This window comes from Bacillus sp. FSL R5-0659, from assembly GCF_038008785.1.
Lineage (GTDB): Bacteria > Bacillota > Bacilli > Bacillales > Bacillaceae > Bacillus > Bacillus safensis.
In genome coordinates this window covers 1,972,556-1,996,106 of the sequence record NZ_JBBOZU010000001.1, presented here as the reverse complement: position 1 = coordinate 1,996,106, position 23,551 = coordinate 1,972,556, and the positions used below count along the sequence as shown (strand labels likewise).

Here is a 23,551-nt window from a genome sequence, read left to right as displayed (position 1 = left end):
ACTGGTTTGTTGAATAATTCATGTATAGCAATTTAATTTACGATAGAGGAGGGAATAACATGCAGACCCCTGTTTCTGTCAATGAAAAGAAGGAATTTATCCGGTGGTTCTTAAACCATTATCAGCTAAAGCGAAGAGAGTGTGTTTGGATATTAAATTATTTAATGAGTCACGACTCTTTGATGGAAAAGGTTCATTTTGTAGAGCAAGCAGAATTTTGCCCAAGGGGAATCATCATGTCAACACACTGTGTGGATGAAGTTCCCTTTAGATTTTATAAAGAAAACATCATGACGACAGATGCTGAAAAGTCATTTCATGATATTCGTTTGAATAAACAGCAGGATTTGTTTATTCAATTGAATTTTCGTTCTGCTTATCGTTCGCCGGAATATGCAGCTGTTCTTGAAACAAATCCCCATATTCCAAAGGATCTTTATGAGAATGAAAAAGATAAGGATCTTGCTGAGAAAGTGCTTGAGCACTCAATCGCAACTTTCCAAAAAGAACGGCTCATGAAAGAGATAGATGAAGCACTTGACCGTCATGATCAAGAAACATTTAATAAGCTGGCAAAAGAATTAAGCCTATTGTCATAAACTGAACGAATAAGCCTTGCCCTATACAGGCAGGGCTTATGTCATGAAAGAGGGGAAATTGATGAAGTTTCAAGCAGAGGACGCGGATCGCTTTTTGCAATCTAAGGCTTACATTGATACCGCTATCATTCCATTAGTTGGGATTAACGCAGATCAAATGAAACAAACCGTGTCTTTAGGAGAGTTTACTATTCTTGTAGCAGAGGAACTTGAAAGACAATTAAAAGGGCGGGTTTTTCTTTTTCCACCACATACATATTTAGAAGTGAGTGACCGGAAACAAGAAGACATATTCACAATGAAGCAGTCGCTCAAAGATCATTTTCAGCATGTCGCACTGATCACATCTGATCACCAGTGGAAAGAGCATGCTGAGATTAGCGAATCGCTATTTTTGCTCAAGCCGGTTCCGCTGGAGCATTTGAAGGTTGAATTAAAGCAAAAAGTCATTCAAGACAGTGTAGAACAAATTTTGAACTTTTTGTTACAAAAATGGAACCCTTCATAAAAACCCTTACATTTGCATTGTACATAGCTTTTTAGGATGTTGACCTAGTGAATAGATTGATATATTATGAGGGTGTCCTAGTTTTATGAAATTTTTTCTAATTCAGTTATAAAGTAGCTGACGACCTGAGGGGGGGAGAAAAAAATGAGCGAGAAGAGACATGGAGTGTCCAGGCGTCAATTTTTGAATTACACGTTGACCGGCGTGGGGGGATTTATGGCCGCTGGAATGCTCATGCCTATGGTTCGCTTTGCGCTTGACCCTGTGCTAAAAGGAACAGAGGATCAGGATATGGTTCAAGTTGTCAGTGTAGATGAACTGACAAAGGAACCGAAGCGCTTTGACTTTAAAATTGATCAAGTAGATGCATGGTATGAGTCAAAGGAATCTAGGTCAGCATGGGTGTACAAAGAAGGGGATGAAATTGTCGCTTTATCGCCAATCTGTAAACATTTAGGATGTACAGTGAACTGGAACAGTGATCCGAAAAATCCAAACAAATTTTTCTGCCCGTGCCATTATGGGCTGTACGACAAGGATGGTACAAACGTACCCGGAACTCCACCGCTTGCACCGCTTGACCATTATAAGCAGCAAGTGAAGGACGGATACCTCTATCTTGGAAAAGCTGTGCCGAAAGGGGAAGGGTAACGATGCTTAACAAGATTTACGATTGGGTAGATGAGCGGCTCGACATTACACCGATATGGAGAGATATTGCGGATCACGAGGTGCCAGAGCACGTCAATCCAGCACATCATTTCTCCGCTTTTGTGTATTGTTTTGGCGGTTTAACGTTTTTTGTGACAGTCATTCAAGTCCTGTCGGGCATGTTTTTAACAATGTATTACGTGCCGGATATTAAAAATGCCTGGGAATCTGTCTATTATTTGCAAAATGAAGTGGCATTTGGCCAGATTGTCAGAGGGATGCACCACTGGGGTGCGAGTTTAGTCATTGTGATGATGTTTTTACATACGCTAAGGGTCTTTTTCCAAGGGGCGTATAAAAAGCCTAGAGAGCTGAACTGGATTGTTGGTGTGCTCATTTTCTTTGTGATGCTTGGACTTGGTTTTACAGGTTATCTTTTACCATGGGATATGAAGGCGCTGTTTGCGACGAAGGTTGGTCTGCAAATAGCAGAAGCAACACCTTTCATTGGTAAAGAAATCAAAACGCTGCTTGCAGGTCATCCTGACATTGTAGGGGCACAAACGCTGACGAGATTCTTCGCTATCCACGTCTTTTTCTTGCCAGCGGCATTATTTGGGCTGATGGCTGCCCACTTTATTATGATTCGTAAGCAAGGAATTTCTGGACCGCTATAAAATGTTGCGTTTGATGAATGTTCAATGAGGAGGGGATGACTTTGCATAGGGGAAAAGGGATGAAGTTTGTCGGAGATTCCAGGATACCGGCAGAAAGAAAACCTAACATACCTAAAGACTATTCCGAATATCCGGGAAAAACAGAAGCCTTTTGGCCGAACTTTCTTTTAAAGGAATGGCTTGTAGGTGCCGTTTTTTTAATTGGATTTCTTGTCCTAACTGTTGTTCATGCGCCTCCGCTTGAGCGGATGGCTGATCCGACAGATACTGGCTATATTCCGCTGCCAGACTGGTATTTCCTATTTTTGTACCAGTTATTAAAATATGAATTTGCTGCAGGTAGCTTCACTGTCGTTGGCGCGATGATTATGCCTGGAATCGCGTTTGGTGCACTTTTGCTCGCACCATTTCTTGATTCAGGTTCAGAACGCAGACCGTATAGAAGACCAATTGCAGTCGGGATGATGATCCTTGCAGTCGGTGCAGCAACATATTTAACGTGGGAGTCTGTTGCAACTCATGATTGGGAAGCAGCGGCAAAACAAGGTGAGATTAAGAAAGAAGCAGAAATTGATACTTCAGCTGAAGAGTATAAAATTTATCAAGAGCAGACATGTATCTCCTGTCACGGGGATAACATGCAGGGCGGAGCAGCCGGACCGTCACTCGTTGACAACGGTCTTTCGCCTGAGGAGATCGCTAAAATCGCTGTAGAAGGAAAAGGCAACATGCCTAAGGGTGTCTTTAAAGGCAGTGATGAAGAACTCGAGAAGCTCTCTAAATATTTATCTGAGGTCAAATCAAAATAATTCAGTTGTTTAAATGCAAGTACAAGGATATACTCAAAAGAGAAAAAGCTGGCGCTGTCAGCTTTTTTCTGATTTTAACAGATCGTGAGTGAAGAGACATATGAGATGGATTCAATATTTGCTAGCGACGCGCTACCTGCTTGTGCTGGTGCTTATGATCAATTTCCTTGGCACTGTGTACGGATACTATTGGTATATTCCGCAGCTCGTAGAGACGCCGGCTGTCTTTTTAGCTTTTGTACCAGACAGTCCAACGGCCAGCTTTTTCTTTTTATTTGTATTACTTGCGTTTTTGATGAAACGAAATGCTCCTTATTTTGAAGCACTTGCTCTTGTGACCTTGATTAAATATGGGCTATGGGCGGTAGGAATGAATATCTTTGTGCTTTTATCTGTTGATGATTTTCCGTGGGAAGGCTACATGCTGATTGGGTCTCACTTTGCGATGGCGGTTCAGGCTGTATTGTTTGCGCCGTATTATCGTTTTCAAATGCGTCATCTCGTGGTAGCGGGAATTTGGATTTTACATAACGATGTGATTGATTATGTATTTGGTATGATGCCGCGTTATTCTATGCTGTCTGCCTATTCAAACGAGATCGGCTATGCGACGTTTTGGTTAAGTATCGCGGTTCTTCTTGTTTCGTATTATCTCGTTCTATCGAAAAAATCGGTCAAGCTGGAACTCCCTTAACAATGTTGGTCTAACCTTGTCCTTTTCTTCATACGCTGTAAGGAGAAGGGCTAGGAGGGACTTGCATGAAACGAAAGCCAATCGCGATGATTCTATTATTTTTTCTCGTATTACATCCGGCTGTTGCCAAAGGTGAGGAAACAGCTGCTAACACGCTGCAAGAATTAACGGAACTATCAGATTCCATCTTTCAATTAACGAGACAAGCTAAATATGATGAGGCATTACAAGTCGCATTGTATGTTGAAAAGACATTTAAAGCTGAGAATTGGCGTGGAACTTTGACGAATACGCAGATTCGGCAAATTACACTTGGCTATCAAGATATGATAAAAGGGCTGCCGCAGGAAGAATTGAATGAGCGCGAAAAGCTTCGTTATGCTTCTCAATTTAGAATGCTGCTTGATGCGATTCAGTCGGATTCTGAGCCTCTTTGGGGTTCGCTCGAGAAGCCCATTATGGGGTCTTTTCCTACTTTGAAAAAAGAAGTGAAAGATCCAGAATCGACGACATTTTATGAAACTTGGAATGAGCTGGTTTCTTTATACGATATGATCTATCCGAGCTTAACCATTGATATTTCGCCTGAAAAGCTCCAGACGATTAAGCAGCACATGGAAGTGATTGAGCAAGGTGAATTTTTAAAAGCATCAAGTGGGACAAAGCTTGAACGTCTCACGAAGCTGGAAGAGGATTTATCGAGTGTGTTTGCTCACGTCGATGAAGATGAAGCTGATCCATCACTTTTATGGGTCATCTTAACAACTGGGAGTATCATTTTATTAACGTTAACGTATGTTGGATTTCGGAAATATCGTGCTGAAAAAGAAAAGAAGCAAAAACGTCAGGCTGATTATCCTAAATCATAAAAAAAGAAGCCCAAAACTGGTGCTTCTTTTTTAATGCGGGTTGAGCGGCTTTTTGTGTTCATCTAATGTAAAGCCTTCACCGAGTACATCATGCACGTCACTGACTGATACGAACGCATGAGGATCGACTGAGGTTACGACGCTTTTGAGGTGGACAAGCTCGTTTTTCGGAACGACGCAATAAAGGACGTTGCGCTCCTGCTTTGTATAGGAACCGACCCCTTTTAAGATGGTGACACCGCGCTCCATTTCATCTGTGATTTTCTTTTGAATGATGTCATCTTTTTCAGAGATAATCATGGCGCCTTTGGCAGCGTAAGCGCCTTCTTGCATGAAGTCAATGACCTTCGCAGCAACAAATACTGCGACAAGTGTATACATCGCTTCTTTATAATTTAAGTAGGTAAGAGAAATGGTAATGACGCATGCGTCGAAGATGAACATTGTTCGTCCCATGGCCACCTGATAATGCTTGTTGATCAGCCTTGCAATGATGTCTACACCGCCTGTTGTACCGCCGAATTTAAAGATGATCCCGAGGCCTGTTCCGATAAACACACCTGCAAAGAGGGCGGCTAAGGCTAAATCGTGCTGGAGAGGCATATGTATTTGAAAGCGCTGGAAGATGGCAAGAAAGACAGAAAGACTGACTGTGCCTACAATTGTATAAGTAAACATCGTTCTGCCGAGCATTTTCCAGCCAATAAAAAAGATCGGAATGTTTAAGACAAGGTTTGAAATAGATGGGTCAATGTGAAATAGAAAATATAAAAGCAGTGTAATACCTGTAAATCCGCCTTCCGCCAAATTGTTCTGCATATTAAAATGAACAAGACCGAAAGAAAAAATCGCAGATCCTATTAAAATAAATACGATATTTTTAAGACGAATTTCTTTTAGCAAGAGATCACTCCTTTTTTTGCTTAGACAGCGATAATATTATATGGTATGGGAGAGAAACAAGCAAACTGAGTCTTAAACATTTGTCAAATATTTATGATTTCGCTAACATGTAAGAGATGGATAGGAGGATGAGCTTCATGACGAAAGAAAAAACGCTGCGTCACGTGCAGCAAGAAGTAGATGATTACATAGGACAATTTAAAGAAGGCTATTTCAGCCCGCTTGCCATGATGGCCCGTCTGACAGAAGAATTGGGAGAGCTGGCAAGAGAGGTTAACCATTACTATGGAGAAAAGCCGAAAAAAACAACGGAAACAGAAAAAAGCATGGAAGAAGAAATAGGCGATGTATTGTTTGTGTTAACATGCCTCGCTAATTCACTTGATATTTCACTAGAAGAAGCACATGACCGTGTGATGCATAAATTCAACACAAGAGATAAAGACCGCTGGACGAAAAAAGAAGGGAAGTAGAGACGATGACGAACGAAACCATCAAAGTAGTAATCGCTGGAGCAAGAGGAAGAATGGGGATAGAGGCTGTGAAGCTGGCGGAAGAAACAGGCCATTTTCAGCTGGTGGCCGCACTTGATCACGTGCATGAAGGAAAAAAATTATCTGATGTGATTCATACGACCTCTCATGCGCCAATTTATACGGATATTGATGTGTGTCTTTCAGAAACAGCACCAGATGTATTAATTGATCTGACGACACCAGAAATCGGGAAAGTACATACAAAAAAAGCACTTGAACATGGCGTGCGTCCAGTCGTAGGCACAACTGGATTTTCAGAAGATGACCTAAAAGAGCTTCAGCAATTAACAGAAGAAAAGGGCATAGGCTGTATTATTGCGCCAAACTTTGCTGTCGGTGCAGTCTTAATGATGAAATTTGCCAAAATGGCCGCGAATTATTTTCCTGACGTTGAAATCATTGAGCTTCACCATGATAAAAAACTAGATGCCCCAAGCGGTACGGGCTTAAAAACGGCTGAAATGATTGCAGAAGTAAGAGAAAGCAAAAAGCAGGGACATCCAGAAGAGAAAGAATTGATCGAAGGGGCACGAGGAGCAGATTATGATGGTATCCGTCTGCACAGCGTCAGACTTCCTGGTATGATTGCACATCAAGAAGTGCTGTTTGGAATGGACGGACAGACGCTCACCATTCGTCATGATTCTTATAACCGTGCATCCTTTATGTCAGGCGTGAAACTTTCAGTGGAACAGGTCATGCACATTGATCAGCTCGTCTATGGTTTAGAAAATATCATCGACTAATAAGGAGTGGATTCCTGATGAACATTGCTTTAATCGCTCACGATAAGAAAAAAAGTGACATGATACAGTTTGCCACCGCGTACCGTGATATTTTGGCAGATCATACACTTTACGCAACAGGGACAACAGGTTTGAGAGTGAAAGAAGCGACGGGGCTTCCCATTCATCGTTTCCAGTCAGGACCACTTGGGGGAGATCAGCAGATCGGTGCTTTAATTGCTGATAATGCAATGGATCTTGTGCTCTTTTTTAGAGACCCGCTAACTGCACAGCCGCATGAACCGGATGTATCTGCACTCATCCGGCTTTGCGATGTGTATACCATTCCATTAGCCACCAATATGGGAACCGCTGAAATTTTAGTCAGGAATTTAAATAAAGGTACGTTTGATTTTCGAGATGTAGCAAAAAACGGAGGAACAAATGAAACGACTTGATATCCTTGCATTCGGTGCCCATAGCGATGATGTAGAGATCGGAATGGGCGGAACGATTGCAAAATACGTAAAAAAAGGGGCGCGCGTCGGGATTTGCGACTTGACCCAGGCTGAATTATCTTCAAATGGAACAGTAGAGAGCCGCAAAGAAGAAGCAAAAGCCGCAGCCGCTATTTTAGGTGTCAGAGCGAGAATCCAGCTTACACTGCCAGATAGAGGGCTGTATCTAAATGACGAAGCGATGAAGGAAATTGCAGGCGTGATTCGAACATACAAACCGAAACTGATTTTCGCTCCGTACCAACAAGATCGGCATCCAGATCATGGCCATGCGGGCTCACTTGTAGAAGAGGCCGCTTTTTCTGCAGGCATACATAAATTTGAAGATTCATACAAGCAGCCAGCGCATAAAATAAGCCAAATGTATTATTACATGATTAATGGGCACCATCGTCCAGATTTTGTGATCGATATTTCTGAGGAAATGCACCAAAAAATTGATAGCTTGCATGCGTATAAAAGTCAATTTGTTAAATCGGCAAATTCAGTAGAAACACCTCTTGTGAACGGTTATATTGATTTTGTCAAAATGAGAGAGTCTATGTATGGAAGAGAAGTCAACAAAGCTTATGCAGAAGGGTTTATCACAAAGAAACCACTTTTGTTGGATGATGACTTACTTGGGGGGTAATTATGAAAAAACTGAAGGTCGGAATTACTTGTTATCCAAGTGTCGGCGGCTCAGGCATTATAGCCACGGAGCTTGGAAAACGTTTAGCTGAAAAAGGGCACGATGTTCATTTCATTACCTCTAGCATTCCGTTTAGGCTTAATAAAGTATATCCGAATATTTATTTTCATGAGGTGGATGTGAATCAATATGCTGTTTTTCAATATCCACCTTATGACCTTGCGCTGGCAAGTAAATTGGCAGAAGTCGCAAAACGAGAAAAGCTTGATATTATTCACGCGCATTATGCGGTCCCGCACGCTGTCTGTGCGTTTCTAGCCAAACAAATGACTGGACACTCTGTGAAAGTCGTTACGACGCTTCATGGAACGGATATTACGGTTTTAGGCTATGATCCATCATTAAAGGAAGTCATTCGGTTCGCCATCGAATCATCGGATCGTGTGACGGCGGTGTCGCATTCATTAGCTGCGCAGACGTACGATCTCATCAAACCAGATAAAAAGATTGATACGATTCATAATTTTGTTGATGAACGGGTGTATTTGCGTGAAGATCACGATTTGCTAAAGACACATTATGGTCTTTTACCGAACGAAAAGGTCATCATCCATGTATCAAACTTTCGAAAAGTGAAACGGGTGCATGATGTGATTCATGTGTTTCAAAAGATTTCTGAACAGGTGCAGGCAAAGCTGCTGCTCATTGGTGATGGTCCTGAAAAATCGGTCGTATGCGAACTTGTGAAAAAACTGGGACTGACAGACCGCGTGTTGTTTTTAGGCAAGCAAGAGAAGGTTGAGGAGCTTTATTCAATAAGTGATTTGAAGCTGCTTCTTTCAGAGAAGGAGAGCTTTGGGCTTGTGCTTCTTGAAGCAATGGCGTGCGGTGTCCCTTGTATCGGAACGGATGTCGGAGGTATTCCAGAGGTCATTACACATGGAGAAACGGGGTTTCTTGTCCCGCTCGGCGATATAGACGGAGCAGCAAACCACGCAGTGTCTCTGCTAAAAGACGAAGCGCTTCATGAAAAAGTGTCAGCGGCAGCTCAGTCTAGTGTTCAGGCTCAATTCTCCTCTGAAAAGATTGTGAGTGAATATGAAAAGCTTTACCTAGAATTGATCGAAGGTGATGTTGAAGATGAATGAACCATTCACACATGCGATCCCTATATTACATACACTGCACGAACATGGGCATCAGGCTTACTTTGTCGGCGGAGCGGTGAGAGATGTTCTATTAGGACGGGAAATCGGCGATATCGATATTGCGACAGATGCAACACCTGATAAGGTTGAGTCCTTATTTGAAAAAACAGTAGATGTCGGTAAGGAGCATGGCACTGTCATTGTGTTACATGAGGGTGTCAGCTATGAGGTCACGACATTTCGAACGGAATCAGAATATGAAGATTTTCGCAGACCGAAAGAAGTGGCGTTTATCACGTCGCTTAAGGAAGATCTTTTAAGAAGAGATTTAACGATTAATGCGATGGCCATGGATATAAACGGGGAAATCATTGATCATGTAGGTGGTAAACAGGATATTAAGCGGAAACGAATTCAAACCGTCGGAGATCCTGCGTGCCGCTTTCAAGAAGATGCGCTTCGTATGATGAGAGCTGTCCGTTTTTTAAGCCAGCTTGGCTTTGAGCTGGCAGATGAGACGGCTGAAGCTATGAAAAAAGATAAGCATCTGCTTGCCAACATATCGGTTGAGCGCAAAAAGATTGAATTGGAGAAGCTTTTAAAAGGCCGTCATTGTGAGCAGGCCATTCAAGTGCTCATCTCAACTAGGTTATATGAAGAATTACCAGGTCTAAAAGAGGATCGTCTTCACGAATCCTTTCAATCCTTTCCATATTACTTGCTGGATGGATTAGAAGAGGTATGGGGGGCTTGTATCCATTTGCTTGGACTAGATGAAGCGGAGGCTGCGGTCTTCTTAAAAGAATGGAAGCTGTCAACGAAGCTTTTGAAAGACGCAATAGCTATTAGTAAATACGTTGATTGTGACTGGGATGCGGAAAACATGTTTGAAGCTGGTGAACACGTGCTCTTATCTAGTTTGAAAATCACGCAGCTAAAACATGAACGCCGCATTTTCTTTGATGAGCTGGAGGCAGCGAAGCGGTCTTATGATGCACTGCCGATTAAAAAGCTCCAAGACCTCGCTGTTTCAGGAAAAGATTTAATGGCCTTTCGGCAAAAGACGTCTGGGAAATGGATTGCAGAAGAGCTTCATTTTGTGAAAAAAGCTGTTTTGCAAAACCGTTTAGAAAACCGAAAAGAAGCCATAGAGGAGTGGCTTAAAGCATGCGATCCGCAATTAGAAAACGATTAATTGAACTATTTACAGCATCCAGCCAGGATTTTGTTTCAAGTCAGCAAATTTGTGATGAGCTTGGCTGCTCCCGAACGGCTGTATGGAAGCATATGGAGGATTTGCGAAAAGAGGGGTATGAGGTAGAAGCGGTCAGAAGAAAAGGATACCGTCTGCTTCGTAAACCGGACAAAATTAGTGAAGACGAAATTCTGTTTGGTCTTGAAACAGAGAGCTTCGGCAGGCATATTTACTTTCAGAAAGAAGTCGCTTCAACTCAGCTGATTGCCCATGATCTTGTAAATGAAGGTGCACCCCACGGCACGATCGTTGTCAGCGATCATCAGACAGACGGAAAAGGACGCCTTCAAAGAACGTGGCATTCACCAAATGGGACAGGCATTTGGTTGAGTCTCATTCTCCGGCCTGAGATCCCGCTCTATAAAGCGCCGCAAATGACGCTTTTGGCATCAGTAGCCATCGCAGAAGCGATTGCGCAGCAAACAGGACTCACTCCATCTATTAAATGGCCAAACGATATTTTGTTGAATGGGAAAAAGGTCGTTGGCATTCTGACTGAATTAAAAGCAGAAGCTGACCAGGTTCATGCGGTCATTATTGGACCGGGCATAAATGTGAATCAAACAGCTGATGACTTCCCGGATGAACTAAAGGATGTCGCCACAAGTCTGCGAATGGAACTGAATGAAAAAGTGGATCGGGCTGCTCTCATACAACAGATCATGTCCACCTTTGAAAAAAGATATGATGATTATATGAAGCAAGGATTTGCACCAATTAAACAACTATGGGAATCGTTTGCGATGACGATCGGTCAACATATTGTTGCCCGCACCGTCAATGGGCAATATACGGGGAAGGCGCTTGGAATCAATGAAGAAGGTGTTTTATTGCTTGAAACGGAGGACGGTATCCAAAAAATCTACTCCGCAGACATTGAGATCAAGTCAACTTGAGTGGAACACCCGGCACATTTTTGATATACTTCGTGTGGGCAGTATCTGCAAAGAACTGTACCTGTTAGGAAGAAAAATTTGATAAATTTCTGCCTTGATCCTAAGGGACTTGGACAGAGGGATGATTCGCCGCACATGAGAAATCAAAGCATGTGATGTGAGGCAAGCCATTTCCTCTCCAGAATGAGGAGGAACAAATGAAGACAAAGCTAGATTTTTTCAAAATGAAAGAACAAAATGAACCTATTGTGATGCTGACTGCATACGACTATCCAGCTGCAAAGCAAGCGGAAAAAGCGGAAGTCGACATGATCTTAGTTGGTGATTCACTTGGGATGGTTGTACTTGGACTAGATTCCACAGTTCAAGTCACGATGGATGATATGATCCATCACACCAAAGCAGTGAAAAGAGGCGCAAAAGACACATTTGTTGTGACTGATATGCCATTTATGTCTTACCATTATTCGTTAGAAGAAACAATGAAAAATGCAGCACGCATCATGCAAGAAAGCGGTGCCGATGCCTTAAAGCTAGAAGGCGGAGATGGAGTATTTGAATCCATTCAAGCTCTAACAAGAGGCGGCATTCCTGTCGTCAGTCATTTAGGCCTCACACCTCAATCTGTTGGTGTACTTGGCGGGTATAAGGTGCAAGGAAAAGACCACGAAAGTGCTCAAAAATTGATTGAAGACAGCTTGAAATGTGAGGAAGCTGGTGCAATCGCACTTGTGCTGGAATGCGTACCTGGCGAACTGACAAAACGAATTACCGACATGCTGAAGATTCCTGTGATCGGAATTGGTGCAGGAGCTGAGGCAGACGGACAAGTTCTTGTTTACCATGATGTGGTTGGATACGGGGTGTCTAGAACACCTAAGTTTGTGAAACAATACGCGCAAATTGATACTGTTTTAGAAGAAGCGCTCATTCAATATACAAAAGAAGTAAAAGCACGCACATTTCCAGAGGACATGCACACGTTTCATATCAAAGAAGAAGTCCTTGATGGCTTATATGGGGGAATCAAAAAATGAACGTTGTCACCCATATTCACGAGCTAAAAGAATTAATCAAGCAGCATCAAGAAAAGCAGCATTCCATCGGTTTTGTTCCGACGATGGGCTTTCTTCATGAAGGACATCTGACGCTTGCGAAGGAGGCAAGAGGACAAAATGACATTGTCGTGATGAGTATTTTTGTCAATCCTTTGCAATTTGGACCAAATGAAGACTTTGAATCCTATCCAAGGGATATGGAAAGAGACCAGCGTCTTGCAGAAGCAGCAGGAGTGGACATTTTATTTACACCTGATGTGAAGGAAATGTACCAAAATGAACCATCTATTACGATGACGGTTCAAAAGCGGACGGATGTCTTATGCGGAAAAAAACGTCCAGGACATTTTGACGGCGTTGTCACTGTGCTTACAAAGCTGTTTCATCTTGTGTCACCAACAAATGTCTACTTTGGTCTAAAGGATGCACAGCAAGTCGCTGTGATCGATGCGATGATCAAGGATTTCTTCTTTGATCTTCACCTTGTATCTGTACCAACAGTCAGAGAAGAAGACGGTTTAGCGAAAAGCTCAAGGAATGTATACTTGTCAGAAAAAGAAAGACAAGAAGCACCTGCTTTATACCGCGCATTAACAAAAGGACGTTCAGCTGTTGAAAAAGGTGAACGTGATGTCAGCCGTGTGTATCAGCTGATTGAAGAGGAACTTGTTCAGACGAGCGGGGAAATTGATTATATTGAGATCTACTCATATCCAGAACTTGAGCCGCTTGAACAGTTAGCAGGTCAAGTCATTATGGCGATTGCGGTGAAATTTTCACGGGCAAGACTGATTGATAATGTGATTTTCCATGTTCCTGAAAGCGGTGAAAAACATGTATAGAACCTTTATGACATCTAAGCTTCATAAAGCGACGGTAACAGAAGCAAACTTACATTATGTAGGAAGTATTACAATTGACGAAGATTTACTTGATGCGGCAGGTATGATGGCAAATGAGAAAGTACAAATTGTCAATAATCATAATGGCGCGAGACTTGAAACATATATTATTCCTGGCGAAAGAAAGAGCGGTGTCATTTGTCTAAATGGGGCGGCGGCGAGACTCGTTCAGCCAGGGGATGAAGTCATTATTATCGCTTATGGGATGCTGTCAGAAGAAGAAGCAAAGACACATACACCAAAAGTGGTCGTGTTAAATAAACAAAATCAAATTGAGCAAATGATTGGGCAAGAGCCTGCTAGAACGATTTTATAACGCAAGCTCCGTAGAAACAGAACAGTCTCAGGAAGAGAAGCTGTTCTGTTTCATCTGTTTTGTCCAGAGCGTGTTTCACGTCAGAGTGAAACGAGGAATTGAGGTGTCCATTTTATGACCGATCAAAGGTTTGTTGTCGTTGATATTGAAACCACCGGGAATTCACCTAAAAAAGGTGATAAAATCATTCAAATAGCTGCGGTGGTCATTGAAAATGGACAAATTGTCGAACGGTATTCAAAATATGTGAACCCGGGAAAAGCAATCCCTGGATTTATTGAACAGCTGACAGGCATTCAGCAGCACATGGTTGACGATGCAGTGTTTTTTGAGGACATTGCCCAAGAGGTGTATGATCTCATACAGGGTGCTTATTTTGTTGCGCACAATGTTCATTTTGATTTGAATTTTTTAAATGATGAACTAAAAGCATGCGGGAAAAATGAGCTGGATGTGCTAGCAATTGATACAGTTGAGATTTCTAGAATTCTTTATCCTGAGCTTGAAGGTTATAAGCTCACTGAATTAAGTGAAGAGCTCATGCTTCCACATGACCACCCGCATAGGGCGGATAGTGATGCGGAAGTTACTGCCATGTTATTTTTAACTTTATTACATCAATTAAAACATACACCGCAAAATGTGCTGAAGCAGCTGCGCAGATTATCCCCTTATCTCCTAAGTGATATAGGACTCTTAATTAAGCAGCTTGAAACGAGTCATGCCAGCCTGGAAGATTCTTTGGTGGAAGTCGGCTCTTTTTCTGTAAAAGATGTCCCCAATCCTATCAGTAGGGCGACACATTCAGTAGGTGAAGATGATGAACAGCTGTTTGAGGAAATTAAAAAGAAGCTGCCGCAAACGGTAGAAGGCTATGAAGTAAGAGAAGGCCAGCTTACGATGATGAATAAAGTGAGAGACGTGTTTCATGAACGAGCCTATGCATTAATTGAAGCGGCACCAGGTATTGGGAAAACGCTCGCTTACCTCATCCCAGCCGCTCTAGAAGCGAGGAAATCAGGAAAACCTGTCATTATTAGTACTTATTCCATTCTTTTGCAGCAGCAAATGTTTCAGCGCGATGTGCCGATCTTGAATCAACTGCTCCCGTTTGAGCTTGCTGCCTGTGTCTTTAAAGGCCGGGCGCATTATATTTGTTTAGATAAGTTTGAGCATGTGCTTCATGAGGAAGATGATAACTATGATGTGGTCTTAACGAAGGCGCAAATTTTAATGTGGCTCCTTGTAACAGAAACAGGTGATTTATCTGAACTGAATTTACCGTCAGGAGCTGCCAATATAAAAGACCGCATTTCCTGTGTACATATGCCGTTTACATCAAAAAAGCGCCGTTTTAAAGAGTATTGCTTTTATGAGCGCGCCAAAAAAAGAGCAAAAACAGCTGATTTAATTTTAACGAATCATCGTCTGCTTTTATCACAAACGGAGGCATCGTCTATCTTTCAGCATGCTGACGTATATGTGATAGACGAAGCCCATCAATTTGAGAAAACAGCCAATGAAACACTAGGGGATAGTGCGTCTTATATCCAGCTTCATGCGAAATTAACGCAGCTTGGCTCCTTGCAAGGCGGACTGTTAAAGAAACTGAAAAAGAGATTTCATCATGCAGGGTTACAGACGGACACATTTATTGAAATGGATGAGTATCTGAATCAGCTTCAAATGGAAAGTGATGCTTTCTTTAGCACCGTTCATTCATTTGTGAAAAGGACAAAACCAAAAGCCGACATCAATCGTCTCATTCATAGAGTACGTCATCATTCAAAGCATGCTCAGTGGAAACGGATTAAAGAAACGGCAAGTAAACTTTGTTCCTTGTTAATTGCTTGTGAGAAGCTGTATGAGCAGCAAAAAAACGAGCTTCTTCAAAAAAGTGAACAGCTGATAGAACACTTTGCCTTTGAAGCAGAGGAATACGACCAAGTCATGTCGTTTATGCATACTTTTTGCAGTACGCTTTACCGGTTTATCTTTGAACCGAAAAACGATGAAACGGTTTGGATTGAAATTGATGCAAAGGGCGCCAAAAACGCTGTCTTTATGCATGCACAGCCGTTAGATACTGGGGAGCTTTTGGCTGATCGTTTCTTTATGAACAAAAAGAGTGTCGTCCTTACATCAGGGACGCTTACGATCAATCACCGCTTTGATTATTGCTTGGAACGGTTTGGCCTGCAAGATTTTTACCCTCATCTTGTGCAAATTGATTCACCTTTCGAACTTGAAAAACAGCTCAAGGTCATTGTTCCGGCAGACATGCCGCCGATTACAAATCGTGATGAACGAGAATATGTAAAGCAAGCTGCGCAATATATTAAGATTATGGAAAAGCAGCAGCATGCAAAAATATTGGTTTTGTTTAATTCACATGAGATGTTAAAAGCAGTCTATGAAGAGCTAAAAACAGAAGGGATGCAGTCCGCCCTTTTTGCTCAAGGTCTGACAGGCGGAAGCCCCGTAAAATTAACGAAAATGTTCAAATTAGCAAAACAAGCTATTTTACTTGGTACGGGTAGCTTTTGGGAAGGTGTTGATTTTCCAGGCTCAGAGCTGACTACAGTCATCATGGCACGTCTTCCGTTCCGGCCGCCTGATTCTCCGCTCATTGAAGCAAAATGTGATGCAGCTAAAAAACAAGGGAAGAATCCATTTAAAGCCGTCGCTTTACCAGAAGCTGTGTTAACCTTTAAGCAAGGAGCTGGACGCTTGCTGCGCTCTGAAAAAGACATTGGCACATTGCTGATTTTAGACCGCCGAGTGAAAACCGCTTCATATGGAAAACTATTTTTAGAATCACTCCCTCATGCGCCAGTTCACGAGATGTCAAAAGAGTCACTCGAGGCGTATATAGAAAACCTTAACAACGAAAAGCCGCTGTCATAAGCGGCCTTTAGCTGGTGTGGGTTTGGAGTTAATTTATCGTAACGGTTTTTGTGTTCCGTTGTAAAAATAGTATCGGTTCCCGTGCAGAAAAGTATGACTAACAATATTTACGTACCGAGGAGGAATTAGAAGTGGAAAGTAAAATAGAGGTACTTTCAACTGTTCAAATTAAGCATTCAGAAGACCTATACAAAATCGTTGATGTATTGAACAGAACGCTTAAAAGAGAAGATCTCATGTTTGGATTAGCATTAGATCAAGAAGATCAAAATCAAGCGGTATTCACGATATATCGCACATAGGGGAAGCTTGACATGAAAAAAATAGTCTGGATTATTTCATCTGTAGTGGCTCTCGTTCTGCTCATTGGCATCATCAGCTTTACGTGGATTTATCAAATTGCCATGGGACAAAGAGAACAAGGGCATGAAGCCGCGATCGAACGAGCAAAAGAACAAGCAAACATCGTACAAGTGGAGCAAGTGGAAACCTTTGTCGGGAAAGAAAAGCAATTTATTGTTGAAGGGAAAAACAAACAGAATGAAACGACCTACGTTTGGGTTCCTGCCAGCAAAAAAGAAAAAGTGATCGCAAAAAAAGCAAAAGAAGGCATTACCTCGAATCAAGCAGTACAAGCCGTTCAAAAGGAGAACACGGTCTCTAAGCTAAAAGAAGTCAAATTAGCGAGAGAAGGTGACGTACTCCTTTGGGAAGTGACGTACTTAAATGAGAACAATCAATATAGCTTCAGCTATGTCGACTTTTCGACAGGACGTGTGGAAAAAAATTTAACACCGTAGTTTCTCCTGTCTTGCGTTGACCATGCTGATTTAGAACGGTTATAATAAAATGTATGAAAAAAGATTCACACCTGACAAATAGGTGAGTTTCTTTCTGGCTTTGGAGGGAATTATGTTGAAAACAACAATTAATCAAGTGTTCAAACACGTCGATCAAGAAGTAACCATCGGCGCATGGATTGCCAATAAACGTTCAAGCGGAAAAATTGCATTTTTGCAGTTGCGTGACGGGACAGGCTTTATTCAAGGAGTCGTAGTAAAAGCAGAAGTGGAAGAGGAAGTCTTTAAGCTTGCGAAATCAGTCACACAAGAAACATCTGTCTATGTGACAGGTCAAGTGACAAAAGATGAGCGTTCACCACTAGGTTTTGAATTACAAGTGAAATCCATTGAAGTGATTCATGAAGCGACAGATTACCCAATTACACCGAAAGAGCATGGAACAGAATTCTTAATGGATCACCGTCATTTATGGCTTCGTTCAAAAAAACAGCATGCCATTATGAAAATCCGTAACGAAATTATTCGTGCTACATATGAATATTTCCATCAAGAGGGTTTCGTGAAAGTAGATCCGCCAATTTTAACTGGAAGTGCACCTGAGGGCACAACGGAACTGTTTGCTACGAAATATTTTGATGAAGATGCGTACCTTTCTCAAAGTGGTCAGCTTTACATGGAAGCTGCAGCAATGGCACTCGGAAAAGTATTCTCATTTGGTCCAACATTTAGAGCAGAAAAATCTAAAACAAAACGTCATTTAATTGAGTTTTGGATGATCGAGCCTGAGATGGCTTTTGTCGAATTCAATGAAAACCTTGAGTATCAAGAAAATTATGTGTCTCATGTTGTTCAAAGTGTACTTGAAAACTGTAAAGTGGAGCTGCATACACTAGGTCGTGATACAGCGAAATTAGAAAACATCAAAGCACCATTCCCGCGCATCACTTACGATGAAGCGATTAAATTCTTGCAGGAAAAAGGCTTTGATGATATCGAATGGGGAGATGATTTCGGGGCGCCTCACGAAACAGCGATTGCCGAAAGCTATGATAAACCAGTGTTTATCACTCATTACCCAACATCATTAAAACCGTTCTATATGCAGCCAGCACCAGATCGTGAAGATGTTGTCCTTTGTGCAGACTTGATTGCACCAGAAGGCTACGGAGAGATTATTGGCGGTTCTGAGCGTGTTCATGATTTAGAGCTTCTTGAAGCAAGATTGAAAGAACATGGGCTTGATCAGGAAACTTACAAATGGTATACAGAATTAAGACAATACGGTTCTGTACCGCATTCAGGTTTTGGTCTTGGACTTGAACGTACAGTTGCTTGGATTAGTGGAGCGCCGCATGTGCGTGAAACCATTCCTTTCCCAAGATTATTAAACCGTTTATACCCTTAAGACGTGAAAGCCTCCAACAAATGGAGGCTTTTTCAAACGTCTTTTTAGGGAGGCACGTGAAATAAAACGTGATATACTTAAAATGAAGAGGTGTATCCGATGAATAGGCAGCAATTTATAAATATGCAGCAAATGGGGGCGACAAGTTTGCCTAATTTGCTGATTGCTCATTATGAGCAGTTAGGACTGAATGAATCACAGATGATGGTCATGCTCAAGATTAAAATGAATGAAGAACAAGGTGTTTTCTTTCAAACATTTGAAGAGCTTTCTCATGGAATGACCATATCAGCGGAAGAGTGCGCGTATATGGTGCAGCATCTGATTCAAAAAGGATTTATCTCAATTCAGCCATTTGAAGACAGGTCTGGTATTCAGCATGACCGTTACTCAGTAGAACCTTTATGGGGCGTGCTGTATGACTTTTTAGAAACAAAACAGGCGAAAGAAGCTCAAAAACAACATGTGCAGGCAGAAAAATCTTTATATGCTTTATTTGAAGATGAATTCGGCAGACCGCTGTCTCCTCTTGAAGGAGAAACACTTTCGATCTGGATGGATCAAGACCATCATGATGCTGAAATGATTCGGCTAGCGCTAAGAGAAGCCGTTTTATCAGGGAAATTAAATTTCCGTTATATTGATCGAATTTTATTTGAGTGGAAAAAGAAAGGGCTGAAAACAGCGGAAGAAGCAAAAGAGCATAGCCAGCATTTCCGTTCTCAGCAGAAAACGCCACCTTCAAAAGAAGAGACGGGTACTTATAAACGACAAGTTCCTTTTTATAATTGGCTGGAACAATAACCAATAAAGGAGAAGGCATGTTATCAAAAAAACAAATCAATGAGTGTTTAGATATTATAGGAGATATGTTTCCAGAGGCGGAGTGTGAGCTTGTTCATGCCAATCCATTTGAGCTTGTGATTGCTGTTGCGCTCTCCGCTCAGTGTACAGACGTGCTTGTAAACAAAGTCACCAAAACGTTATTTCAAAAATATAAAACACCAGAAGACTATTTAAGTGTACCGCTTGAAGAACTGCAGCAAGATATTCGCTCGATTGGTCTTTATCGAAATAAGGCTAAAAACATTCAAAAGTTGAGCAAAATGCTGATTGAAGAATATGGCGGTGAAGTACCAAAGGACAGGGATGAGCTTGTCAATCTTCCTGGGGTTGGCCGGAAAACAGCAAATGTCGTCGTTTCAGTCGCTTTTGGAGTACCGGCAATAGCAGTAGATACACATGTAGAACGAGTCAGCAAGCGTCTAGGCATCTGCCGCTGGAAGGATTCTGTGCTTGAAGTAGAGCAAACCTTGATGAAAAAGGTGCCAAAAGAAGATTGGTCTGTGACGCATCACCGCCTGATCTTTTTTGGGAGATATCATTGTAAGGCGCAGCGGCCGCAGTGCGAATCGTGTCCGCTTCTTGATATGTGCAGGGAAGGGCAGAAGAGGCTGAAAAAAGGACTGGTGAAGCTCGCATGAGCGGGGCAGCTGTTTTCACCTCATATGTCGAAAAGCTAAAAGAGAAAAAGGTAGCGTTTAAAGGTGATCGAGTAGATATACTGAGAGCCAACCCGCTCGCATATGATCTATCTTCGGAACCTTTAACAGACGAGCTTCCATGGCAGGAAACAGAAGAATTTGTTCCTGTCATGTTCGAACTGTGGAACGAATTAAAAGAAAAAATGCTTCCTCGTTTCCAAACAAGGAAATCTCGCTGTGATGAAGATGATATGCTGCAAGGAATCGTCAGTATGATTGCGATGTTTTACTGGATCAAAGGGGAGAGTGTCCAAACCTTTGAATGGGAACTTATCAAGCAAGAGACATTTCCTGTTGTTCCGATTAATTGGACGGAACGTTTAGAGTTCATTTTGTTAAAACCTACTCAATATCACTGCTTTATTCAATTGGACGAGCTATACACGGAATTAAAAAAGCAGTATGGAAAATATGAAGCACTTAAGAAAATCAGACAGCAGCGTTAAAAAAAGCACTTGCCTCCTATGGCAAGTGCTTTTTCATTATTCATCTTCTTTACGAGAAGTAGAATTTGATGGCGAATTGGAACTTTGAGAGTTGGCTTTCGCATCATCTTTCTTTTTATCTTTATGATCAGTTTGTGAGTTGCTGTTCCCATTTGTACTGTCTGAGCCATCATCTGAAGAACCATTATTTCCGTTTTCGGTATTTCCGCCTTGGTCTTTATCCTTATCCTTATCTTGATCTTTTTTGTCATCAGGCTTTTGCTCATCAGTGCCAGGTGGCTGATTTTTGTTATCGTCTGTTTGGTCTGTCTGCTCGTCGTCAGGCTGCTGCGGTTCTTCTTCTTCTTTATTCTCATCATCCGCTTTTTCTTCTTCATCAGCGTCATCCTTAATGGTGAGGAAGGTAGAAGCCGCTTTACTTGTGACATCCTCTACAGTGGCTGTCACTTGGAATTTATATGTGGAGCCAGGCTTCACATCAGAGATGACCGCTTCTTTAGCAGAGCTGTTTTGAATCTCTTTATAGCCGCCATTATCAACCGCTTGCTTGACATTAAATGTAGCATCAGCGTCGTCAGAATAGCCCCAAGTCAGTGTAATGGATTTTTTCTCTTCATCATACACCGCTTTTAAGTCAGAAGGCTTATCGGCTTCTTTTTTCTCATATGTGTCAGACACTTTTGTTGGAACTGTTCCTTTAACAAAGTATTCTGTTGTCTTTTTGTCACTTGGTGTATTCGGTCCGGCTAATTTTGCTGGATCTGAACCTTTTTCAACCGTAGCTTCGACGACACTGTCTGGTTTTTCAAATGAGCCGCTTCCATCATCAATTTGAGAAATTAATCGCTGGAAGACGATTTTGGCAACACGCTGCTCGTAATCAGTCAGCCACATTTTACCGTCTGCATCTTTTGAATTACCGATTCCAGTCCAAACGGCTGCTGTATATTGCGGCGTATAACCGACAAACCAAGAATCTTTCGCACCGCCAGAAGGGATATTGTATTTATTAATATCATCTTGTCTGAAGTTCGTTGTACCGGTTTTACCAGCTACTTGAACGTTCGGTACTTGTGCAAGTGTACCAGTTCCAGATTGAACAGCAGTTTTCAGCATGTCTGTGATCATAAATGCTGTGTAATCACTCATCGCTGCTTTCGAGTCCGGCGTAAGGTCAAGCTTTGTCCCGTCATTAAATTCAACAGATGTGACAGCGTGCGGTTCGTTATAGTATCCGTTATTACCGAATGCACTAAATGCTCCAGCCATTTTTAATGAAGACACACCATCTTCAAATCCACCAATTGAATAAGATTCTGGAATATCAGAAGGTAAGTCCATGCCTAAATTATTCGCAAATTGCGCGGCATTCGCTGAACCAGCTTCTTGGAATGCTTTGAGTGCAGGGATGTTACGTGATTGTGCCAAAGCACTTCTCATCGACATTTTCCCTAAATGTCTTCTATCAAAGTTGTTAATTGGTGTCCCATCTGAGTACGTATATGGTGCATCATCGATTTGCTGATATGTTGACCATTTTTTGTTTTCAATGACTGGGCCGTAATCTAAGATCGGTTTAATTGTGGACCCTGGCTGGCGTTTTGCATCTGTCGCATAGTTAAAGCCGCCGGCTGGTACATCACGTCCACCGCCAATGGCGCGTATTTCACCATTTTTCGTATCAAGCAGGGTGACACCCGCCTGCATACCTTTCGTAAATCCAACTGAATCTCCATTGATGATATCATCTAGGTGATCCTGTGCTTTTCGATCAAGTGATGTATAGATTTTTAATCCATCAGTTGATGCATCCACTTTAGCTTTTTTCTGTACTTCTTCCATCACTTCTTCAATGTAGGCAGAGTACTTACTAGAGTTTTGGCTCTTATATTTACTAGCTGAAACAACTGTTTTGCTGACAGGGGTTGCTTTTGCAACGTCATAATCTTTTTCAGAAATATAGCCTTGTTTTTTCATAAGGCTTAAAACGATATTACGGCGTTTTTCCGCTGCCTCTGGGTGTTTCACTGGGTTATAGGCAGAAGGACTCTGCGGCATACCTGCAAGAGTGGCAGCCTGTGCAACGGTTAGTTTATTTAAATCTGTGACTCCGAAAAATTGTTCAGCTGCTTTCCCAACACCATAAGCATAAGGAGAGAAGAAAATACGGTTTAAATACATTTCCAAAATTTCATCTTTAGAGTATTTTTGCTCAAGCTGAATCGAGAGCCATACTTCCTGTACTTTCCGTTTTAACGTCTTTTGATTGCTCAGGAGGGAGTTTTTCACAACCTGCTGTGTAATTGTACTTCCGCCTTCAGCGCCAAAGCCGTCCTCAACGTTTGCTACAAGGGCACCGCCAATACGGATTGGGTCAATCCCGTGGTGCTTATAAAAACGTGCATCTTCAGTCGCAATAAATGCGTCTTTTACCACATCGGGTATATCTTTTATCGAGACATACGTTCTTTTTTCTGCACCAACTTCTGCAAACACTTTCTTGTCTTTATCATAAAGTTTTGAAGAGTATGGTGTTTTAAGCTTACTATCATCAATAGAAGGAGCGCTTGATGCAAAAACGGCAAAAGTTGTGATTCCGGCAACTAAACAAAGTAGACCGATCACGAGTAAAGATAAAAATATTTTTTTAAATAGACCTGCTTTCTTTTTGCCTTTTTTGTTCTTTTGCTTCTTATTGTTTTCTTGACTTGCTTTACGTCGCTGCTCACGACTTGTAAATTGATCAGACAT

At 41.8% G+C, this 23,551-nt stretch carries 26 protein-coding genes; 24 read left to right on the top strand and 2 right to left on the bottom strand.

The window, feature by feature from the left end; genetic code table 11:
- Positions 1 to 59: 59 nt before the first annotated feature.
- The 7 genes from NSQ72_RS10060 to ypjB all read left to right on the top strand — a co-directional run bounded on the left by NSQ72_RS10060 (position 60) and on the right by ypjB (position 4,807).
- On the top strand, positions 60 to 599 hold the full coding sequence (locus NSQ72_RS10060; protein ID WP_008344562.1) for a ReoY family proteolytic degradation factor: 540 nt from the start codon (positions 60 to 62) through the stop codon (positions 597 to 599).
- Positions 600 to 660: 61 nt separating this feature from the next.
- Positions 661 to 1,107, top strand: a complete 447-nt coding sequence (locus NSQ72_RS10055) for a YpiF family protein (RefSeq protein WP_059377977.1) — start codon at positions 661 to 663, stop codon at positions 1,105 to 1,107.
- Between the two features lie 144 nt (positions 1,108 to 1,251).
- Positions 1,252 to 1,758, top strand: a complete 507-nt coding sequence (locus tag NSQ72_RS10050) for a ubiquinol-cytochrome c reductase iron-sulfur subunit (protein WP_007500911.1) — start codon at positions 1,252 to 1,254, stop codon at positions 1,756 to 1,758.
- A 2-nt stretch (positions 1,759 to 1,760) separates the two neighbouring features.
- A complete protein-coding gene (gene qcrB, locus NSQ72_RS10045) occupies positions 1,761 to 2,435 on the top strand; it encodes a menaquinol-cytochrome c reductase cytochrome b subunit (RefSeq protein ID WP_003215804.1) in 675 nt (224 codons plus the stop codon).
- A gap of 41 nt (positions 2,436 to 2,476) precedes the next feature.
- Entirely contained in the window at positions 2,477 to 3,244 is a 768-nt protein-coding gene (locus tag NSQ72_RS10040; protein WP_341083963.1) for a menaquinol-cytochrome c reductase cytochrome b/c subunit, read from the top strand.
- Positions 3,245 to 3,344: 100 nt separating this feature from the next.
- Entirely contained in the window at positions 3,345 to 3,938 is a 594-nt protein-coding gene (locus tag NSQ72_RS10035) for a DUF1405 domain-containing protein (RefSeq protein ID WP_039179519.1), read from the top strand.
- Positions 3,939 to 4,003: 65 nt separating this feature from the next.
- Complete coding sequence (gene ypjB, locus NSQ72_RS10030) at positions 4,004 to 4,807, top strand: sporulation protein YpjB (protein ID WP_034280441.1); 804 nt, start codon at positions 4,004 to 4,006, stop codon at positions 4,805 to 4,807.
- A gap of 30 nt (positions 4,808 to 4,837) precedes the next feature.
- On the opposite strand, the gene NSQ72_RS10025 is transcribed toward ypjB, so the two are convergent.
- On the bottom strand, positions 4,838 to 5,710 hold the full coding sequence (locus NSQ72_RS10025; RefSeq protein WP_024422789.1) for a YitT family protein: 873 nt from the start codon (positions 5,708 to 5,710) through the stop codon (positions 4,838 to 4,840).
- A 137-nt stretch (positions 5,711 to 5,847) separates the two neighbouring features.
- Between NSQ72_RS10025 and NSQ72_RS10020 the strand changes: the two genes are divergently transcribed.
- The 17 genes from NSQ72_RS10020 (at position 5,848) to NSQ72_RS09940 (ending at position 20,800) form a co-directional block, all read left to right on the top strand.
- Complete coding sequence (locus NSQ72_RS10020; RefSeq protein WP_024422788.1) at positions 5,848 to 6,183, top strand: nucleotide pyrophosphohydrolase; 336 nt, start codon at positions 5,848 to 5,850, stop codon at positions 6,181 to 6,183.
- Between the two features lie 5 nt (positions 6,184 to 6,188).
- Positions 6,189 to 6,992, top strand: a complete 804-nt coding sequence (gene dapB, locus NSQ72_RS10015) for a 4-hydroxy-tetrahydrodipicolinate reductase (protein ID WP_039179514.1) — start codon at positions 6,189 to 6,191, stop codon at positions 6,990 to 6,992.
- A 17-nt stretch (positions 6,993 to 7,009) separates the two neighbouring features.
- Entirely contained in the window at positions 7,010 to 7,429 is a 420-nt protein-coding gene (gene mgsA, locus NSQ72_RS10010; RefSeq protein ID WP_034280445.1) for a methylglyoxal synthase, read from the top strand.
- On the top strand, positions 7,416 to 8,120 hold the full coding sequence (bshB1, locus tag NSQ72_RS10005) for a bacillithiol biosynthesis deacetylase BshB1 (RefSeq protein WP_341083962.1): 705 nt from the start codon (positions 7,416 to 7,418) through the stop codon (positions 8,118 to 8,120). Before mgsA ends, bshB1 begins: the two co-directional genes overlap by 14 nt.
- 2 nt (positions 8,121 to 8,122) lie before the next feature.
- Positions 8,123 to 9,268, top strand: coding sequence for an N-acetyl-alpha-D-glucosaminyl L-malate synthase BshA (gene bshA / locus NSQ72_RS10000; RefSeq protein WP_341083961.1), 1,146 nt, complete (start codon positions 8,123 to 8,125; stop codon positions 9,266 to 9,268).
- Positions 9,261 to 10,463 carry a CCA tRNA nucleotidyltransferase gene (locus NSQ72_RS09995; protein ID WP_341083960.1) on the top strand — a complete coding sequence of 401 codons (1,203 nt, stop codon included), beginning with the start codon at positions 9,261 to 9,263 and terminating at the stop codon, positions 10,461 to 10,463. The genes bshA and NSQ72_RS09995 overlap by 8 nt, the downstream gene beginning before the upstream one ends.
- Positions 10,436 to 11,419: a biotin--[acetyl-CoA-carboxylase] ligase gene (locus tag NSQ72_RS09990; protein WP_341083958.1), complete on the top strand. Its 984-nt coding sequence runs from the start codon at positions 10,436 to 10,438 to the stop codon at positions 11,417 to 11,419. Before NSQ72_RS09995 ends, NSQ72_RS09990 begins: the two co-directional genes overlap by 28 nt.
- A gap of 197 nt (positions 11,420 to 11,616) precedes the next feature.
- A complete protein-coding gene (gene panB, locus NSQ72_RS09985; RefSeq protein ID WP_024422781.1) occupies positions 11,617 to 12,456 on the top strand; it encodes a 3-methyl-2-oxobutanoate hydroxymethyltransferase in 840 nt (279 codons plus the stop codon).
- Positions 12,453 to 13,319, top strand: a complete 867-nt coding sequence (gene panC / locus NSQ72_RS09980; protein WP_106025043.1) for a pantoate--beta-alanine ligase — start codon at positions 12,453 to 12,455, stop codon at positions 13,317 to 13,319. Before panB ends, panC begins: the two co-directional genes overlap by 4 nt.
- Positions 13,312 to 13,695 (top strand): aspartate 1-decarboxylase, encoded by a 384-nt coding sequence (gene panD / locus NSQ72_RS09975; protein WP_024422780.1) that lies wholly within the window; start codon positions 13,312 to 13,314, stop codon positions 13,693 to 13,695. The genes panC and panD overlap by 8 nt, the downstream gene beginning before the upstream one ends.
- A gap of 114 nt (positions 13,696 to 13,809) precedes the next feature.
- The gene (gene dinG / locus NSQ72_RS09970; protein ID WP_341083956.1) at positions 13,810 to 16,602 is read left to right on the top strand and encodes an ATP-dependent DNA helicase DinG; all 2,793 of its coding nucleotides are present in this window, start codon (positions 13,810 to 13,812) and stop codon (positions 16,600 to 16,602) included.
- Positions 16,603 to 16,733: 131 nt separating this feature from the next.
- Complete coding sequence (locus NSQ72_RS09965; RefSeq protein WP_064497519.1) at positions 16,734 to 16,904, top strand: YpmA family protein; 171 nt, start codon at positions 16,734 to 16,736, stop codon at positions 16,902 to 16,904.
- Between the two features lie 12 nt (positions 16,905 to 16,916).
- Positions 16,917 to 17,402: a cell wall elongation/penicillin-binding protein regulator TseB gene (gene tseB, locus NSQ72_RS09960; protein WP_039179489.1), complete on the top strand. Its 486-nt coding sequence runs from the start codon at positions 16,917 to 16,919 to the stop codon at positions 17,400 to 17,402.
- A gap of 115 nt (positions 17,403 to 17,517) precedes the next feature.
- Complete coding sequence (asnS, locus tag NSQ72_RS09955; protein ID WP_087975939.1) at positions 17,518 to 18,810, top strand: asparagine--tRNA ligase; 1,293 nt, start codon at positions 17,518 to 17,520, stop codon at positions 18,808 to 18,810.
- 99 nt (positions 18,811 to 18,909) lie between these two features.
- Entirely contained in the window at positions 18,910 to 19,614 is a 705-nt protein-coding gene (locus tag NSQ72_RS09950; RefSeq protein ID WP_041085852.1) for a DnaD domain-containing protein, read from the top strand.
- A gap of 17 nt (positions 19,615 to 19,631) precedes the next feature.
- The gene (gene nth, locus NSQ72_RS09945; RefSeq protein WP_341083954.1) at positions 19,632 to 20,294 is read left to right on the top strand and encodes an endonuclease III; all 663 of its coding nucleotides are present in this window, start codon (positions 19,632 to 19,634) and stop codon (positions 20,292 to 20,294) included.
- Positions 20,291 to 20,800: a YpoC family protein gene (locus NSQ72_RS09940; protein ID WP_144490268.1), complete on the top strand. Its 510-nt coding sequence runs from the start codon at positions 20,291 to 20,293 to the stop codon at positions 20,798 to 20,800. Before nth ends, NSQ72_RS09940 begins: the two co-directional genes overlap by 4 nt.
- A gap of 36 nt (positions 20,801 to 20,836) precedes the next feature.
- Here NSQ72_RS09940 and NSQ72_RS09935 read toward each other — a convergent pair whose 3' ends face one another.
- On the bottom strand, positions 20,837 to 23,551 hold the full coding sequence (locus tag NSQ72_RS09935) for a PBP1A family penicillin-binding protein (protein ID WP_341083951.1): 2,715 nt from the start codon (positions 23,549 to 23,551) through the stop codon (positions 20,837 to 20,839).

Coding starts and splice junctions, on each gene's coding strand:
- nth (WP_341083954.1), top strand. CDS start 19,632: ATGTTATCAAAAAAACAAATCAATGAGTGTTTAGATATTATAGGAGAT.
- tseB (WP_039179489.1), top strand. CDS start 16,917: ATGAAAAAAATAGTCTGGATTATTTCATCTGTAGTGGCTCTCGTTCTG.
- NSQ72_RS10050 (WP_007500911.1), top strand. CDS start 1,252: ATGAGCGAGAAGAGACATGGAGTGTCCAGGCGTCAATTTTTGAATTAC.
- panC (WP_106025043.1), top strand. CDS start 12,453: ATGAACGTTGTCACCCATATTCACGAGCTAAAAGAATTAATCAAGCAG.
- NSQ72_RS09935 (WP_341083951.1), bottom strand. CDS start 23,551: ATGTCTGATCAATTTACAAGTCGTGAGCAGCGACGTAAAGCAAGTCAA.
- panD (WP_024422780.1), top strand. CDS start 13,312: ATGTATAGAACCTTTATGACATCTAAGCTTCATAAAGCGACGGTAACA.
- NSQ72_RS10055 (WP_059377977.1), top strand. CDS start 661: ATGAAGTTTCAAGCAGAGGACGCGGATCGCTTTTTGCAATCTAAGGCT.
- NSQ72_RS09990 (WP_341083958.1), top strand. CDS start 10,436: ATGCGATCCGCAATTAGAAAACGATTAATTGAACTATTTACAGCATCC.
- ypjB (WP_034280441.1), top strand. CDS start 4,004: ATGAAACGAAAGCCAATCGCGATGATTCTATTATTTTTTCTCGTATTA.
- NSQ72_RS09950 (WP_041085852.1), top strand. CDS start 18,910: ATGAATAGGCAGCAATTTATAAATATGCAGCAAATGGGGGCGACAAGT.
- bshA (WP_341083961.1), top strand. CDS start 8,123: ATGAAAAAACTGAAGGTCGGAATTACTTGTTATCCAAGTGTCGGCGGC.
- mgsA (WP_034280445.1), top strand. CDS start 7,010: ATGAACATTGCTTTAATCGCTCACGATAAGAAAAAAAGTGACATGATA.
- NSQ72_RS10020 (WP_024422788.1), top strand. CDS start 5,848: ATGACGAAAGAAAAAACGCTGCGTCACGTGCAGCAAGAAGTAGATGAT.
- bshB1 (WP_341083962.1), top strand. CDS start 7,416: ATGAAACGACTTGATATCCTTGCATTCGGTGCCCATAGCGATGATGTA.
- NSQ72_RS10060 (WP_008344562.1), top strand. CDS start 60: ATGCAGACCCCTGTTTCTGTCAATGAAAAGAAGGAATTTATCCGGTGG.
- dapB (WP_039179514.1), top strand. CDS start 6,189: ATGACGAACGAAACCATCAAAGTAGTAATCGCTGGAGCAAGAGGAAGA.
- panB (WP_024422781.1), top strand. CDS start 11,617: ATGAAGACAAAGCTAGATTTTTTCAAAATGAAAGAACAAAATGAACCT.
- NSQ72_RS09995 (WP_341083960.1), top strand. CDS start 9,261: ATGAATGAACCATTCACACATGCGATCCCTATATTACATACACTGCAC.
- dinG (WP_341083956.1), top strand. CDS start 13,810: ATGACCGATCAAAGGTTTGTTGTCGTTGATATTGAAACCACCGGGAAT.
- qcrB (WP_003215804.1), top strand. CDS start 1,761: ATGCTTAACAAGATTTACGATTGGGTAGATGAGCGGCTCGACATTACA.
- NSQ72_RS09940 (WP_144490268.1), top strand. CDS start 20,291: ATGAGCGGGGCAGCTGTTTTCACCTCATATGTCGAAAAGCTAAAAGAG.
- NSQ72_RS10035 (WP_039179519.1), top strand. CDS start 3,345: ATGAGATGGATTCAATATTTGCTAGCGACGCGCTACCTGCTTGTGCTG.